23 protein-coding genes and 2 pseudogenes are annotated in these 14,697 nt (G+C 32.3%); 17 read left to right on the top strand and 8 right to left on the bottom strand.

Features of this window, described 5'->3' with window-relative positions:
• Window positions 1–22: 22 nt before the first annotated feature.
• The 13 genes and pseudogenes from secY to NE054_RS03825 all read left to right on the top strand — a co-directional run.
• A pseudogene (gene secY / locus NE054_RS03885) lies at window positions 23–925 on the top strand (preprotein translocase subunit SecY); the annotation flags it as partial.
• A gap of 2 nt (window positions 926–927) precedes the next feature.
• The gene (locus NE054_RS03880) at window positions 928–1,563 is read left to right on the top strand and encodes an adenylate kinase (protein ID WP_297888776.1); all 636 of its coding nucleotides are present in this window, start codon (window positions 928–930) and stop codon (window positions 1,561–1,563) included.
• A 13-nt stretch (window positions 1,564–1,576) separates the two neighbouring features.
• Window positions 1,577–2,329 (top strand): type I methionyl aminopeptidase, encoded by a 753-nt coding sequence (map, locus tag NE054_RS03875; protein ID WP_297888774.1) that lies wholly within the window; start codon window positions 1,577–1,579, stop codon window positions 2,327–2,329.
• 15 nt (window positions 2,330–2,344) lie between these two features.
• On the top strand, window positions 2,345–2,581 hold the full coding sequence (gene infA / locus NE054_RS03870; RefSeq protein WP_028949726.1) for a translation initiation factor IF-1: 237 nt from the start codon (window positions 2,345–2,347) through the stop codon (window positions 2,579–2,581).
• A gap of 15 nt (window positions 2,582–2,596) precedes the next feature.
• The gene (gene rpmJ / locus NE054_RS03865) at window positions 2,597–2,710 is read left to right on the top strand and encodes a 50S ribosomal protein L36 (protein WP_297888770.1); all 114 of its coding nucleotides are present in this window, start codon (window positions 2,597–2,599) and stop codon (window positions 2,708–2,710) included.
• Window positions 2,711–2,726: 16 nt separating this feature from the next.
• Window positions 2,727–3,077 (top strand): 30S ribosomal protein S13, encoded by a 351-nt coding sequence (rpsM, locus tag NE054_RS03860; RefSeq protein ID WP_297888767.1) that lies wholly within the window; start codon window positions 2,727–2,729, stop codon window positions 3,075–3,077.
• Between the two features lie 25 nt (window positions 3,078–3,102).
• Window positions 3,103–3,495, top strand: a complete 393-nt coding sequence (rpsK, locus tag NE054_RS03855; protein WP_297888764.1) for a 30S ribosomal protein S11 — start codon at window positions 3,103–3,105, stop codon at window positions 3,493–3,495.
• A gap of 3 nt (window positions 3,496–3,498) precedes the next feature.
• Window positions 3,499–4,113: a 30S ribosomal protein S4 gene (gene rpsD, locus NE054_RS03850; protein WP_297888762.1), complete on the top strand. Its 615-nt coding sequence runs from the start codon at window positions 3,499–3,501 to the stop codon at window positions 4,111–4,113.
• A gap of 107 nt (window positions 4,114–4,220) precedes the next feature.
• Window positions 4,221–5,201: a DNA-directed RNA polymerase subunit alpha gene (locus NE054_RS03845; RefSeq protein WP_297888759.1), complete on the top strand. Its 981-nt coding sequence runs from the start codon at window positions 4,221–4,223 to the stop codon at window positions 5,199–5,201.
• A 17-nt stretch (window positions 5,202–5,218) separates the two neighbouring features.
• Entirely contained in the window at window positions 5,219–5,590 is a 372-nt protein-coding gene (gene rplQ / locus NE054_RS03840) for a 50S ribosomal protein L17 (RefSeq protein WP_297888756.1), read from the top strand.
• Entirely contained in the window at window positions 5,590–5,889 is a 300-nt protein-coding gene (locus NE054_RS03835) for a YggT family protein (RefSeq protein WP_297888753.1), read from the top strand. Before rplQ ends, NE054_RS03835 begins: the two co-directional genes overlap by 1 nt.
• Before the next feature lie 15 nt (window positions 5,890–5,904).
• Window positions 5,905–6,906 (top strand): hypothetical protein, encoded by a 1,002-nt coding sequence (locus NE054_RS03830; RefSeq protein WP_297888751.1) that lies wholly within the window; start codon window positions 5,905–5,907, stop codon window positions 6,904–6,906.
• Window positions 6,896–7,159 carry a FlhB-like flagellar biosynthesis protein gene (locus tag NE054_RS03825; RefSeq protein ID WP_297888748.1) on the top strand — a complete coding sequence of 88 codons (264 nt, stop codon included), beginning with the start codon at window positions 6,896–6,898 and terminating at the stop codon, window positions 7,157–7,159. Before NE054_RS03830 ends, NE054_RS03825 begins: the two co-directional genes overlap by 11 nt.
• Here the strand turns inward: NE054_RS03825 and NE054_RS03820 are convergent.
• On the bottom strand, window positions 7,143–7,958 hold the full coding sequence (locus NE054_RS03820; RefSeq protein ID WP_297888746.1) for a 2,3,4,5-tetrahydropyridine-2,6-dicarboxylate N-succinyltransferase: 816 nt from the start codon (window positions 7,956–7,958) through the stop codon (window positions 7,143–7,145). The two genes, NE054_RS03825 and NE054_RS03820, sit on opposite strands and share 17 nt — an antisense overlap.
• Window positions 7,959–8,040: 82 nt before the next feature.
• Between NE054_RS03820 and NE054_RS03815 the strand changes: the two genes are divergently transcribed.
• From NE054_RS03815 to NE054_RS03800, 4 genes are read left to right on the top strand one after another with little or no spacing between them, the layout of a single operon-like run.
• Complete coding sequence (locus NE054_RS03815; RefSeq protein WP_297888743.1) at window positions 8,041–8,703, top strand: YIP1 family protein; 663 nt, start codon at window positions 8,041–8,043, stop codon at window positions 8,701–8,703.
• A complete protein-coding gene (locus NE054_RS03810) occupies window positions 8,704–9,720 on the top strand; it encodes a mechanosensitive ion channel family protein (protein ID WP_297888740.1) in 1,017 nt (338 codons plus the stop codon).
• A gap of 2 nt (window positions 9,721–9,722) precedes the next feature.
• Complete coding sequence (gene coaE, locus NE054_RS03805) at window positions 9,723–10,313, top strand: dephospho-CoA kinase (protein ID WP_297888737.1); 591 nt, start codon at window positions 9,723–9,725, stop codon at window positions 10,311–10,313.
• A gap of 10 nt (window positions 10,314–10,323) precedes the next feature.
• The gene (locus NE054_RS03800; RefSeq protein ID WP_297888735.1) at window positions 10,324–10,710 is read left to right on the top strand and encodes a cupredoxin domain-containing protein; all 387 of its coding nucleotides are present in this window, start codon (window positions 10,324–10,326) and stop codon (window positions 10,708–10,710) included.
• On the opposite strand, the gene NE054_RS03795 is transcribed toward NE054_RS03800, so the two are convergent.
• From NE054_RS03795 to NE054_RS03765, 7 genes and pseudogenes are all read right to left on the bottom strand, one after another.
• The gene (locus NE054_RS03795) at window positions 10,703–11,821 is read right to left on the bottom strand and encodes an MFS transporter (RefSeq protein ID WP_297888733.1); all 1,119 of its coding nucleotides are present in this window, start codon (window positions 11,819–11,821) and stop codon (window positions 10,703–10,705) included. The genes NE054_RS03800 and NE054_RS03795 overlap by 8 nt on opposite strands.
• A gap of 2 nt (window positions 11,822–11,823) precedes the next feature.
• On the bottom strand, window positions 11,824–12,609 hold the full coding sequence (locus tag NE054_RS03790; RefSeq protein WP_297888730.1) for a pseudouridine synthase: 786 nt from the start codon (window positions 12,607–12,609) through the stop codon (window positions 11,824–11,826).
• Window positions 12,606–12,881 carry an HU family DNA-binding protein gene (locus NE054_RS03785; RefSeq protein ID WP_297888727.1) on the bottom strand — a complete coding sequence of 92 codons (276 nt, stop codon included), beginning with the start codon at window positions 12,879–12,881 and terminating at the stop codon, window positions 12,606–12,608. The genes NE054_RS03790 and NE054_RS03785 overlap by 4 nt, the downstream gene beginning before the upstream one ends.
• Before the next feature lie 80 nt (window positions 12,882–12,961).
• Entirely contained in the window at window positions 12,962–13,846 is an 885-nt protein-coding gene (locus NE054_RS03780; protein ID WP_297888724.1) for a lysophospholipid acyltransferase family protein, read from the bottom strand.
• Window positions 13,839–14,270: an NUDIX hydrolase gene (locus NE054_RS03775; RefSeq protein ID WP_297888721.1), complete on the bottom strand. Its 432-nt coding sequence runs from the start codon at window positions 14,268–14,270 to the stop codon at window positions 13,839–13,841. The genes NE054_RS03780 and NE054_RS03775 overlap by 8 nt, the downstream gene beginning before the upstream one ends.
• A 15-nt stretch (window positions 14,271–14,285) precedes the next feature.
• On the bottom strand, window positions 14,286–14,429 hold the full coding sequence (locus tag NE054_RS03770; RefSeq protein WP_297888779.1) for an anion permease: 144 nt from the start codon (window positions 14,427–14,429) through the stop codon (window positions 14,286–14,288).
• Between the two features lie 80 nt (window positions 14,430–14,509).
• A pseudogene (locus NE054_RS03765) lies at window positions 14,510–14,697 on the bottom strand (RNA-guided endonuclease TnpB family protein); the annotation flags it as partial.

Raw genomic sequence — 14,697 nt, 5'->3', positions numbered from 1 at the left:
AATTCTGTAATTTTTTCAATCCTTAGGATTATCAACTTGGCTTACAACCATTAAAACAGAATCAGGTTCCTCATTGATATCTTTATCACCATTTATATTTATACTTTTAACTACGGTAATAGTTACTACAGGAACAGTATTTTTGATGTGGTTAGGAGAAAAAATTACAGAATTTGGTATTGGAAATGGAATATCAATGATAATTTTAGCAGGTATAGTTGCTGGAATCATTCCAGCTATTATAAGAACCTATGAATTAGTTAAGGTAGGAGAAATTTCTGTACTTCTATTAACAGTTACATTAATCATAATAATTACAGTTATAGCCGGAATAGTTTACATTCAAGAAGCAGAAAGAAGAATACCTATTAATTATGCAAGAAGAAACGTAATGATAAATCAAGCTGCAAGTTATCTACCATTTAAATTAAATCCATCTGGTGTAATTCCAATAATATTTGCCGTTGCTATACTTATGTTTCCTGCAACAATAGCACAATTTTTTGTAAATAAAAGTGAAATTGCAAGAGCTATAGTAGATTACTTATCTCCTCAAAACTACGTTTATTTTGGATTATATGTAATTCTTATAATATTCTTTGCTTACTTTTATACAGCCATACTAATTAATCCTGTAGATATTGCTGATAATCTAAGGAGAAGTGGAGCTTTTATTCCCGGAGTACGAGCAGGTTCCCAAACAGTTGAATACCTAAACTATGTCCTTACAAGATTAGTTTTCGCAGGTTCTATTTTCCTTGCTGTAATAGCTATATTACCTATGCTTTTAATAAAATGGCTCAATGTTCCATTTTATTTTGGGGGAACGTCCGCACTGATTGTAGTTGTTGTTGCTTTAGATACAATCCATCAAGTAGAAGCTTATTTGGCGATGAGAAAATATGAAGGTTTTCTAAGGAGGTAAGGTTGAGTAAAACAATTATATTTTTAGGTCCTCCTGGAGCAGGAAAAGGTACTCAGTCCCAACTTTTAAAAGAAAGGGATGGTTTTGTTCAAATTTCAACAGGAGATATATTAAGAGAAGCTGTTAAAAGTCAGACACCATTAGGAATTGAAGCAAAAAAATTTATGGATGAAGGTAAGCTTGTTCCAGATGAACTAATAATAAACTTAATTGCCGAAAAACTTGAAGAATTGGAAAATAAAAATATAATTTTCGATGGATTTCCTAGGACAGTTCCCCAGGCAGAAGCTTTAAAAGAGTTATTAATCAAAAAAGGAAGAAAAATTGATGCTGTAGTTTTATTTTTAATACCTGATGAGGAAGTTGTAAAAAGATTAGCTGGTAGAAGAGTGTGTCCAAATTGTGGAGCTGTTTACCATATTCTATACAATCCACCAAAAAAAGATGAGATTTGTGATAAATGTGGAACTCCCCTTATTCAAAGAGATGACGATAAAGAGGAAGTTATAAAGAGAAGATTGGAAGTTTATCATCAACAAACAGCAACTTTAATCGATTACTATAAAGATAGTATTGTAAAAGTAGATGCAACCGCTAATCCAGAAGAAGTTTACAAAACAATAAAAAGTGTGTTATAATTAATATTTACCTATGATTGAGCTAAAATCTAAGGAAGATATAGAAAAATTAAAAATAGCAAATCGGCATGTTGCCGAAATTTTGCATTTATTAAAAGAATACGTTAAACCTGGGATTTCCGCTTACGAATTGGACCAAATCGCTTACGAAGAGTGCAGGAAAAGAGGTGTAAAACCTGCTTTTTTAGGGTTGTATGGATTTCCTGCATCTTTATGTGTTTCTATTAATGAAGAAGTGGTTCATGGAATACCAAAAAAAGAAAAGGTTATAAAAGAAGGTGATATAGTAAGTTTGGATTTTGGTGTTGAATACGAAGGTTGGTTTGGAGATGCAGCTATAACAGTTGCAGTTGGAGAAGTAAGTGATAGAAAAAAAAGGTTAATTGAAGGTGTAGAAAAATCACTTGAAGAAGCGATAAAGATGTGCTATCCGGGAAAAAATTTAAAAGAGATAGCATTAGCAATACAAAAAACTCTTTTGGAATACAGGTTGACACCTGTTTGTAAATACGGTGGACATGGGATAGGAAGAAAGCCACATGAAGAACCTCATGTTACAAATTGCATTGAAAATGCAGAAAATATAGTTTTAAAAGAAGGAATGGTTTTAGCGATAGAGCCTATGGCATATTTAGGTAAAGGTAAAATAAGAGTTTTGAAAGATGGGTGGACGGTAGTGACAACAGACAAAAGTCATGCTGCCCATTTTGAACACAGTGTGGCAGTTACAGATAAAGGACCTATAGTTTTATCAAAATTAGATTAGGTAAGGTAGACAAGGATGGCAAAAAAGAAAGAAGAACAGCAAAAAGAAAAAGGAATTGTTTTAGAAGGAACAGTTTTAGAAGCGTTACCTAATGCTATGTTTAGAGTTCAACTTGAAACAGGCCATGAAGTATTAGCTCATGTATCTGGTAAAATGAGAATGCACTTTATTAAAATATTACCCGGAGATAAAGTAAAAGTAGAGTTATCTCCTTATGATTTATCAAGAGGTAGAATTATTTTTAGAGTCTAATTTAGGAGGATTGAGATGAAAGTAAAAGCTTCGGTAAAACCAAGATGTGAAAAATGTAGAATAATCAAAAGAAACGGTAGAGTTATGGTGATTTGTGAGAACCCAAAACATAAGCAAAAACAAGGCTAAAAGGAGGCTGTAAATTATGGCACGTATAGCAGGTGTAGATTTACCAGATAAAAAGAGGTTAGAAATAGCTCTTACTTATATCTACGGAATAGGTAAAACAAGAGCTAAAGAAATTTTGGAAAAAACCGGAATAGATGGTATGAAGAGAGTTGGAGAACTAACTCCTGAAGAATTAAATACAATAAGAAAATTTATTGAGCAAAATTATAAAGTAGAAGGTGACCTTAGAAGGGAAGTGGCAGTAGCTATAAAAAGACTTGTTGATATGGGATGCTATAGAGGAGTTAGACACAGACTTGGACTTCCTGTAAGAGGTCAAAGAACAAAAACAAATGCAAAAACAAGAAGAGGAAAAAGAAAAAAGTAATTTAAAATAAGAAAGAGGTGTAAAAATGGCAAAAAAAAGAAAAAGTACTTCTAAAAAAGTAAAAAGAACGGTAACTTCAGGTATAGCTCACATACAATCAACCTTTAACAATACGATAGTTACGATTACAGATAAAGAAGGTAACACTCTTGCATGGGCATCTGGAGGAACGGAAGGATTTAAAGGAACAAGGAAAAATACTCCTTACGCTGCACAGTTGGCTGCTCAAAAAGCTGCGAAGAAAGCTATGGATGAATACGGATTAAAAGAAGTTGAAGTTTGGGTAAAAGGACCAGGAGCAGGTAGAGAACCTGCAATAAGGACCTTAGCGGCTGCTGGTTTAACAATTACAGCAATTAGAGATGTTACACCTATACCACACAACGGATGTCGTCCACCAAGTAAAAGGAGGGTTTAATCTATGGGAAGATACATTGGACCATTAACAAAGGTAAGTAGAAGATTAGGAGTTTTTATTGGTGGTGATTTAGAGTCTTTCCAAAAAAGGAATTTTCCACCGGGACAACACGGAAGAATTCAAGGAAGGAAAAAACTTTCTGACTACGGTGTTAGATTACAAGAAAAGCAAAAATTAAAGTTTTTATACGGTGGATTAAGAGAAGGTCAATTCAGAAGATATTTCGAAGAAGCTTCTAAGAAAGCTGGAAACACAGGTGTAGTATTACTTCAACTTTTAGAAAGAAGATTGGACAACGTAGTGTATAGACTTGGTTTTGCAAAAACAAGACAACAAGCAAGACAACTTGTAAAACATGGGCATTTTTTAGTAAACGGTAAAAAAGTTGATATTCCATCTTATAGAGTAGATGCTGGAGATATTATAGAAGTAAGAGAGAAAAGTAAAAAGTTGGCAATTTTTAAAGAAAATCTAGAAAACAGAGATCCAAGGTCTATACCAAAATGGCTTGAATTAGATAGAGATAATATGAGAGGAAAAGTAGTAGAAATCCCAGAAGAAATAGAGTTAGAAATCCCGGTAAACGTTCAGTATATCATTGAGTTCTACTCTATGTAATAAATTCTGGAATGCTCCAAAACCGCCTGCCGGGGATAGGAGCATTCTTATAAATAGGCGGTAAAAAATACCCCGGTACCGGAAGATAACCGGTTAGGAGTTAAAGGATGCCATCTTTGTTAGATTTTGTAATGCCTTCAAAAATATATTGGGACGAAACAACAAAAACTGAAAATTTTGGAAAGTTGTATGTAGAACCGTTAGAAAGAGGATATGGAATAACTCTTGGTAACTCTTTAAGGAGAGTTTTACTTTCTTCATTACCAGGAGGAGCGATAACAGCTGTTAAAATCGTAGGGGTCCCTCACGAATTTACAACTATAAAAGGTGTTATTGAAGATGTGGCTGAAATTGTTCTAAATTTGAAACAAATAAGATTTAAAATAGATGAAAATATAGAAAGAGATTTTGCTATATTAGAATTTGAAGGTACTGGAAAAATTTATGCAAAAGATATAAAGTTACCACCAGGAATCGAGATTGTTAATCCAGATGAGTACATATGCACAGTATCTGAAAATACAAAACTACAGATGGAATTTAGGATAGAAAGGGGAAGAGGTTACAAAACAGTTGAAGAATTAGAAGATATGAGCGAAATTGGTTGGATAGTTATAGATACATCTTTCTCACCTATCAAAAGATGTACATTCCAAGTTGAACCAGTTAGAGTAGGAGAAAAGACTGATTATGATAGATTAATTTTAGAGATAGAAACGGACGGAACTATCACACCGGACGAAGCGTTGGAAAAATCTACAAATATTTTAATAGAACATTTTAACCTATTACAAAAACCAACCGTGAGAAAAGCTCAAATCATTAAGAAAACGGTAGCACCTAAAACTGAAGAGATAAAAATAGAAGAAGATAAGTTGTCTTTAGCAATAGACGAGCTTGAAATATCGTCAAGAGCGATAAACACTTTGAGAAAACTTGGAATAAACACGATAGGAGATTTAGTAAAACTATCTGAAGAAGATTTAAAAGAGGCAAAGAGTATAGGAAGGAAATCTTTAAAAGAGATAAAAGATGCTTTGGCAGAGATGGGATTAGAACTTGCACCATCTAAATCAACTACTGAGTAATAAAGGAGGATTTAAAAATGCGTCATAGAGTTAAAACGAAAAGTTTCCACAGAAGAAAAGAACAGAGAGAAGCTTTATTTATAAACTTGGCAAAGAGTCTTATACTAAATGGAAGGATAACAACCACACTTCCAAAAGCAAAAGCTTTAAGGTCTTTTGTTGAAAAATTGGTTACTTTAGCAAAAGATGATTCTATCCACGCGAAAAGATTGTTAACCCAGAGATTAAAAGACCAAAAAGTTGCAAGAAAACTTTACCAAGAAATCGCACCTTTATTCAAAGAAAGAAACGGCGGATATACAAGGATATACAAACTTGAAAAAAGAAGAATAGGCGATGGTGGAGAACAAGCTATCATTGAGTTTGTAGAGTATCCTGAAAAAGGATAATGTTCGTAATTTCTAACATTCTTTTGGCAGTGTCCCATACTCTGGACATTGCCCTTGAAATATACAAGTGGATAGTGATAGTATCAGCTTTATTGTCCTTTGTTAACCCTGACCCTTACAACCCAGTGGTAAAATTTCTTCGCTCTGCTACAGAACCAGTTTATAGAATCATTAGAAAGTACATACCCACCATCGTTTATAATGTAGATTTTGCACCTTTTATAGTAATTCTCTTTATAATTTTCTTACAAAGATTTTTAGTTCCAACTCTTCAACAACTTGCATATCAAATTCAATAGTCTTATACTTTTTTTATGTTAAATATAAAAGGAATTTTAGCTTTAGAGAGATTTTTACTAACTAAACCTATAGGCAAGGATATTCCTTTGTCTGTAGGTGAAACGGTTAAGGCAAAAGTGCAAGAAGTATTATCATCCGGCTCAGTTGTGCTTAAAATAAAGGATGGTTATTTGACTGTTAACTCAAATATAAAACTTCAGAAAGACCAAGAAATACTTTTAAAAGTTCTTTCTCCAAAAGATAATAAAATTCAACTTGAAATAATCTCAATCGACGGGAAAAGTATAAAGAACTCGAATGTATCTACATCAGATATTCAAGAAAATATCCTGAATAATTTAAAAATTTTAAAAGAAGCCGTAGAAAATGGGAAAATACCTATAAAATCTATCTCAAATTTTCCGGATATAACTTTGACTGTTAAAGATGCTATTAAAAATTCCGGATTGTTTTATGAAAAAAAAGTTTATGATTTTTATAAATTGATAACTCAATTAGAAAGTAAGTTACCATCTGATTTAATTCCTAAGCTTAAGGAGATAAACACTGAAAATTACAAAGAAAAAGTTAGAGAAATCAAATCACAGATAAATGATAGCGAAATTCAGCAAAGATTAACTGATTTAGAAACTACTATAACATCTATAAAAGAAGATTTAAAGTTTATCACGCAAGATTCAAAGACCTTAGAATCTTTGAGTAATTTACAAATTTTGTCTTTATTGTCAGATAGTGGGTATGGTGTTTTTAACTTAAGTATTCCACAAATGAAGATAGGAAACTTTGAAATAAAAAGAGTTAAAAAAGAAAATGAAGAGATTTTTTATTTTAAAGGCAATATAGAGTTTGATGATGGAAAAGTTGATTTTTTAGTGGCAAAGTTTACTGATGGTTATTTTATATCGATAAAGGTGGAAAATCCGGATTTAAGGGAAAAAATGAAAGGTTTAAAAAAGGAAATTTACAACTCTTTAAACAGTCAGAATATTAAAGTGGTAAGTTTAGATGTCTTTTGAAGATAAAAAAGCTGTAGCTTTAAAATACGAAAGGAATAAAGATTCTGCTCCGAAAGTTGTAGCAAAAGGTAAAGGAGAAGTAGCAAAAAAGATTATAGAGGTAGCAAAAGAACATGGAGTATATATAAAAGAAGACCCGGATTTGGTGGAAGTTTTATCCGGGCTTGATTTATACCAAGAAATTCCTGAAGACCTTTATAAAGTCGTTGCGGAAATATTAGCTTTTATATACAAATCTAAACAGAAACGTTAAACTCTCTTAAAGCATCGTTTAAAGATGTCTTTTTATCTGTTGATTCTTTTCTTTTTCCTATGATTAAGGCACATTGGACACCGTACTCTCCTGCAGGAAACTTTTTGGTTATTGTTCCAGGCACTACAACACTTCTTGCAGGAACTCTACCTCTGTACTCTACCGGCTCTTCTCCGGATACGTCTATTATCCTTGTAGATGCGGTTATGACAACGTTTGCTCCTAACACAGCTTCTTCTTCTACTATTACACCTTCCACTATGATACATCGTGAACCGATAAAACAGTTATCCTCTATTATTACTGGTCTTGCAGAAGGTGGCTCTAATACTCCACCAATACCTACTCCTCCAGAAAGATGGACATTTTTACCAACTTGAGCACAAGAACCTACAGTAGCCCATGTGTCAACCATTGTTCCGCTTCCTACGTATGCACCAATATTGACGTAAGAAGGCATTAAGATAGCCCCAGGCTCTATATAACTTCCATATCTAGCTGTAGCTGGAGGAACAACTCTAACTCCTTTTTCTTTCCAGTTCTTTTTTAACGGAATTTTATCGTAATACTCAAATGGTCCAACTTCCATAACCTGCATCTCTTGTATTGGGAAGTATAAAAGTATGGCTTGCTTTACCCATTCGTTTACTACCCACTCACCATTTACTTTTTCTGCAACTCTTATCTTACCTGTATCCAATAAATCTATTGTTTCTCTTACTGCTTCTTTGTACTTGTTATCCTTTAAAAGTTCTCTATTTTCCCACGCTTGTGTGATTAGATTTTTTAAATCTTCCAATTTTTACCTCCGTAAACTAACTTTGATAAAATTATATCAAAAAATAAGTTATAATTATTGAAAATATACAAAGAGGTGTAAAATGGAGAGTTTGATTAAAATATATTTAAATCCAAAAGAAAACTTAAAACAAATCAAAGATAATCCAAAGTCTTATAAAGAGATGTTTTTTAAATACATTTTACCTTTCTCCACTTTACCAGTTTTAGGATATTTAATTGGTTTTACCGTTTTAAAATCTACATATATTTCATCAATAAACCAATTTTTAGATTTGTTAAAATCAGACCCTAAGGCAGACCCTTCAACTGTTGAGTATATGAATAAAATATTAGGTATGCTTCAATCTTCTGATTTTACTAAAATATCTTTGTTTTTGATAATAGTATGGCTTTTTGAGATGTTTAAACCAATTTTCTTAACCGGATTGGTGTATTTTTTTGGTAAATCCTTTGGCGGAGAAGACAACCCATTAAAAGCTTTTAACCTTGTAGTGATTGCGGTTATTCCTGTTTGGTTAGCCGGATTAAGTTATATGGTCAACTCTCCTGTAAATGCATTTTTGATGTTTTTATCAAGTTTTTATATGTTTTACATAATTTTTATAGGTGCAGATAAGGTTTTAGGTATTCCTTCTGAAAACTCTAAGAACTTTCAGTTTATTGTGGTAATAGTTATATTTTACGTGATTTTAAGCGGAATAATAGGAATGCTTCAAACCCATTTAATCCGGAGTATTCTGTGAATGTTTAAAGATTACAAACTATTTATTATTTTTCTATCTTCTTTTTCCATACTTTATATACTGAGGATTTTGGTAATTGAATTTTTAAAAAAATTAAGCAAAAAAACTTCAACTAAAATTGATGACATTCTATACAAAACTATAAAGATACCATCTATCTTTTGGATTTTTATAATATCTGTTCATATAACCATGGTATTTCTTGATATTCCTGAAAAACACTACCACCTGATAACCAAGGTTATAAACGTTTTACTGATTTTATCAATAACGATATTTTTAGCAAACCTATCTGTAAAATCTTTGAAACTTTATATGGAACAAAGAAATCTTCCTACATCTGGAGCATCTTTAATATTTATCCTTATCTATGGATTAATATACTCTTTAGGAATTTTAATAATTCTTTCTCACCTAAATATCTCAATTACCCCGATTTTGACTACCTTAGGTGTAGGTGGTTTGGCGGTAGGTTTAGCATTGAAGGACACTCTATCTAACATATTTTCCGGATTGTATATACTGATGGAGAAGAGAATCACCATAGGTGATTTCATAGAGCTTGAAAACGGTAAAAAAGGCTATGTAGTTAACATAAACTGGAGAACAACAACTATAAAAACACTGTCAGATGACATTATAATAATCCCAAATGAAAAATTAGCCCAAAGTATAGTTGTTAACTATGCTAAACCTGTTAACATAACAAGGATTTCCATTCAAATTCCCGTATCTTACAACACAGACATAGATAGATTAGAAAAAATAGTATTTGAAGAAGTTGAAAATTTTGCAAAAGAAGATGAGAGACTTTTATTGGAACCTAAACCTGTTTTAAGGTTTATTCCCGGATTTGGAGATAGCTCTTTAAATTTTACTCTTTTTGTCTATGCTAACAGTTATGAAAATGGTTTTTTTGTTGAAAGTGAATTAAGAAAAAGAATTTTTAAAAGATTTAAAAAAGAAAACATTGAGATACCTTTCCCTCAGATAGATGTTCACATTAAAAAGGAGTAAACTTGAAAGTAGTAGGATTAACAGGTGGAATAGCGACAGGAAAATCAACGGCAGAGAAGATTTTAAAAGAACTTGGAGCTTATGTAATAGATGCAGATAAAGTTGTCCATAATCTTTATGAAAAAAAGGAAGTTTTAGAAGAAGTAAGAAAATACTTTCCGGATGCTTTTGTAAACGATAAGTTAGATAAAAAAAAGTTAGCATCTATCATATTTAATGATAGTCAAAGGAGAAAAGTTTTAGAAAGTATAATTCATCCAAAGGTAACCCAACAGATAGAGAATTGGCTTAAAGAAGTTGAAAAAAAGGACAAAGATGCTATAGCTATCGTATCCGTTCCACTGATGATAGAAACCGGAAGCTATAAAAATTACGATAAAATAATTTTAATATACGCACCAAGAGAACTTCAAATCAAAAGACTTATAAACAAAGGATTTACTGAAGAAGAAGCTATAAGCCGGATAAACGCTCAGATGGATATAGAAGAAAAAAGAAAGTTTGCAACTTTTATCGTAGATAACTCAGGAACGATAGAAAATTTGAAAAATCAACTAACAGATATATTTTTACAATTAAAAATTGATTGTTAAAGGTTGTAAGATGAAAAAAATTTTTTTCTTTTTGTTTGTAAGTTTGATTTTAGTAAATCTTTCCTGCACCACAAAAACGGAAGAAAAACCGGATGTAACCATAGAGATAAAAGTATCAAAAAACGGCTATCAACCAAACGTAATAAATGTAGAAAGAAATAAAGTTGTTTTATTTAAAATCACAGCAGAAGATGAAGGTATACCAAAAGAGCCAAACTCAAAATATTACGGACACTGTTTTTATATACTTCCTCCTTACGATGTAATGGTTGAAAATGTAGGAAAAGGAGAAACAAAAGAAGTAAAAGTGAAAATGGTGTACCCTGGACATCACATATTTACCTGTCCTTACTGCTCCGACTTTTTCCCTACAAAAGGAGATATTTACGTTAAATAGAGAATCTTTTAGAGTAAAGGAAAACAACCAATCCAAACAAAGGGAACACAGCCATCAACAAAGCGGAAAGTTTGTAGTTATCAGAAGTTATCCAAAGTAATAAACCCCACACAAAAAGCCCTGTGGTAGAAGCCAACCTTTCTGTTAAGGATAGAAAGGACATCCTGGTAGCAATCTCTTCCTGTGGAAAATGTGATACTATGTAAACTCTTGAAACAGTCCAAAGGTGAGCAAGAGAAAATCCTGCAAAAAATCCGGCTATCAAAACTAAATTTTTAGGAATAAAAGTTAATATAATCAAAAATCCAACCCATAAAAAAAATCCAATTGGAAATATTCTATTTACAGTAAATTTATCAGAAACAATCCCCCAAAAAATACCACCAAAAATTCCACCGACTGCAGATAAACCTATTATTTTATAAATCTCTACATCTTCAAAACCAAAAACATTTTTAAGATAAATACTCATCATAGCTATCAAAGTGTTTGCAACTTCCGTAAGTGATAAGATGGAAATTATTGTTAGAATGAATCTTTTGTCTTTGAATATCTCTCTTAGATTAACCGTGTTGGTTTTAGATGGATTTTTTAAAAAAATCATGGAAGGTAAAGCAAACAAGAAAAATATCAAGGCGGTGATAAAATAAACATCCGGAATGGATAAAACCTTAGCAAAGAATATTAAAGCAATCGCGGAACCAACATATCCAAAACTTACACCTAATCCGGATGCTAAACCTTTTGTATCAAAGTTAAGGAGTAAAGAGTTGTAAAATACAAAACTCTGTTGATGAGAAATAGACATCAAGGAAAAAATCATTAAAGATACAAAAGGATTATGGGAAGTAAATCCAAGTAAAAAACACAAAAAAGCTGTTGTGGTAGCAAAAATCACAAATCCTTCTTTTCTTTTTCCAGTTTTATCGGTGTACTTTCCTATATGTAAGGCAAACAGAAAAGATATCAAGAAAGTTAAGCTGTAAACCCAGCTGTACACCTTAGGGTCAATGTGTTTTGTAATGTACAAAGGAAAAAAAACAGAATAAATCAAAGCTCCAAGTATCGTTTCCCCTGTATCAAACAAAGAAAAAGCTAAAATTTTTTTCATTATTATTTTAGATTGACTAAATCTTTTAATTTCTCAACTTCTTCCTTTGTTAAAGGACGATAATCACCAACTTTTAAATCTTCATCTAAAGAAAGGGTTCCCATCCGGATTCTTCTTAGATATTCAACCGGATGACCAAGTTCTTCCATAATTCTTTTAACTATATGGTACTTTCCTTCTAAAACCGTAATAAATATTTCCGATTGATCGGTAGAGTGGAATAAAACTTTAACTTTAAATGGTTTTGTTTGATATTTATCTTTTTTTAGGTAAATTCCTTTTTTTTCATAGACGGAAAAGTTTATGCTTGAAACATCTCCTTTTACAATGGCAAAATACTCCTTTTCCACGTTCCACTTTGGGTGTGCTAACCTGTGAGCTAACTGACCGTCTGTTGTAAGTATCAAAAGCCCTTCCGTATCTAAATCCAATCTACCAACCGGAAAAAGTTTATCTGCTATTGACTGGTCTGATAACAATTCTAAAACTGTTGGCAAATTTTCGTCGTAAGTGGCTGTAAGGTATCCGGATGGTTTGTTTAACATAAAGTAAAAATTTTCTTGGTAATCTACCTCTTGGTCTTCAACGGTTATTTTATCTTTTGATGGGTCTATATGGACAGCCGGATTTTTAACTTCTTGGTCATTTACTTTAACAAAACCTTTTTTTATAAGTTTTTGAACTTCTGACCTACTACCAAACCCTTGATTTGCTAAAAATCTATCTAATCTGATTTTTTTCTCCTTTTTAAGTAAGGGGCTTTCAAAAAGCCCCTTTGATTTTATCACTTATTCAACGCTTCTTTTAACGATTTAGCAGCTGAAAATGCTACAACCTTTCTTGCTGGGATGGTAATCTCTTTTCCTGTTCTTGGGTTTCTTCCTTTTCTTGCTTTTCTCTCTCTTATGTTAAAAACGCCAAGTCCCGGAATAGCTACTCTTTCACCTTTTGAGATAGCTTCTACCACAGCTTCAATGGCTGCGTTTACAGCTTTTTCAGCAACAGCCTTTTTTAACCCTGCTTTCTCAGCAACCGCTGAAATGAGTTCTGTTTTTGTCATTTTTAACCCTCCTAATGAATAAAATTTTTACTAAAAACTAAATTTACCGAAAAAGTTTGAAAAAGTCAAGATGTAAAACTTTAATAAATTTTTTCTAACTCTTCGTTTTCTCTTGTTTTCCATCTTTTGTGGACCCATAAGTACTGGTCCGGATGTTTTTTTACAGCTTCTTCTATTTTTTTTGTGTAAGCTTGTGTTATGTTGAAAGCTGTTTCTTCTTCATCTTTTCCGGATTTGTATTCTATATTTTCAACATTTATGTAATATCTTTTATCTTCTTCGTTGAAGTAGGTATATGCAAAAAGTATTGGAATGTTATACTTTGCTACCAACTTTGCCGGAAAGTTTACGGTAGATGCTTTCAACCCAAAAAAATCAACAAAATAACCTCTATGTCTCAAAGCGTTTTGGTCAACTAAAAAAGTTATCACTTCTTTGTTTTTCAACGCGTTTATAAAGTGTTTCAATGGTTGGTCGTGGAATATTATCTTTATTCCGGATTGTTCTCTTATCTGGGTGATGATTTTGTTTATTTTTTCGTTTTCTTGTCTGTAAGCAAGACTTGTCAAGCCATTTAGATAAAAAGATATTCCAGCTCCACACATCTCCCAACTTGATATATGTCCAGATACGATAATACCACCTGTTTTTTTTATCTCATCAAGTAAACTTTGTCCTTTTTCTATTAATACTACATCTTTTATCTTTCCAGATTTTACATAATCCGGCTGTCGTGGAAATTCTACCAAAACCCTCCCAATATTTTGTAAAGATTTTTTTCTAATGTAGTCTTTCCATTTTTGGTCTTTATCCGGAAATGCTATACTGAGATTTTTTTCTACAACATCTTTACGATACTTTATAAAATAGAGTATATCACCAATTTTGTTGGCTTTTTTTAAGGCTTTCTCTCTTGGTAGTTTTTTAAAGTATTCAAATGTAAGATTGATTATTTTATCAAGCATTTACTTTGGATAACTGTTTTAACTTCTGTAATGCAAGGTTGAAAATCTTCTTGTCTTTGTCAAAAGAAAGTTTCTCTATGGCTTCTTCCAAAGGTACCCACAGGGCTTCTTCTATTTCTTCTTTTTGTGGATTCATCTCTCCACCGATATACTTCATAAGATAATAGTATACAAATTTATGGATTGTATCCACTCCTGACCTATACCAATACTCAACATTCCCCAAATAATCCAAAACCTCGGCATCAACACCTGTTTCTTCTTTTACTTCTCTAACAGCTGCATCTTCTCTTTTTTCGGTCCTTTCTACATTCCCTTTTGGAAAGCCGTACCTGTCTTTGTTTTTGATAAGTAAAATGTAAATTTTGTCTCCTTCTTCTTTAAAGACAACACCACCTGCTGAAAATTCCCATTTTACACTCATATTCCTCTCCTAAACTTAAATTTTTAGTAAAATTAAGAAAAAATATATTATAACACTTCCTATTATGTTTAGAAAAATTCCAAATTTTATCATGGTTTTAATGTTTATAAACTTAGTTGAGTACACTATCCCATTAGGAGGAGTTGCTATTGGAAGCATAAAGGCAAAACTTGCTGCAACAACAACCGCCAAAACCGGATACAATATATCAACATTATAACTTTGTGAACTACCCCCACTTATAACAAGTGGGGGCTTCCTGCTTCATTGAATGATGACTCGTAGACCAATGATTTTGTCATTGTTCCGCCGCCAGAGCATTCTCCACAGGCTTGAATTCGGGCCGTTCCTTCCCTACTCTTTCTTAAATAATCTATCCCATACCTGTATAGGTTCTTACTTGCGTTCTCATCTCTATCATGGTATG

Origin of the sequence: Sulfurihydrogenibium sp., assembly GCF_027448985.1 — a bacterium.
In the GTDB taxonomy this organism is placed as follows: domain Bacteria; phylum Aquificota; class Aquificia; order Aquificales; family Hydrogenothermaceae; genus Sulfurihydrogenibium.
Note: the sequence above shows the minus strand (reverse complement) of the source record. Positions and strands in the feature narration are given on the sequence as shown.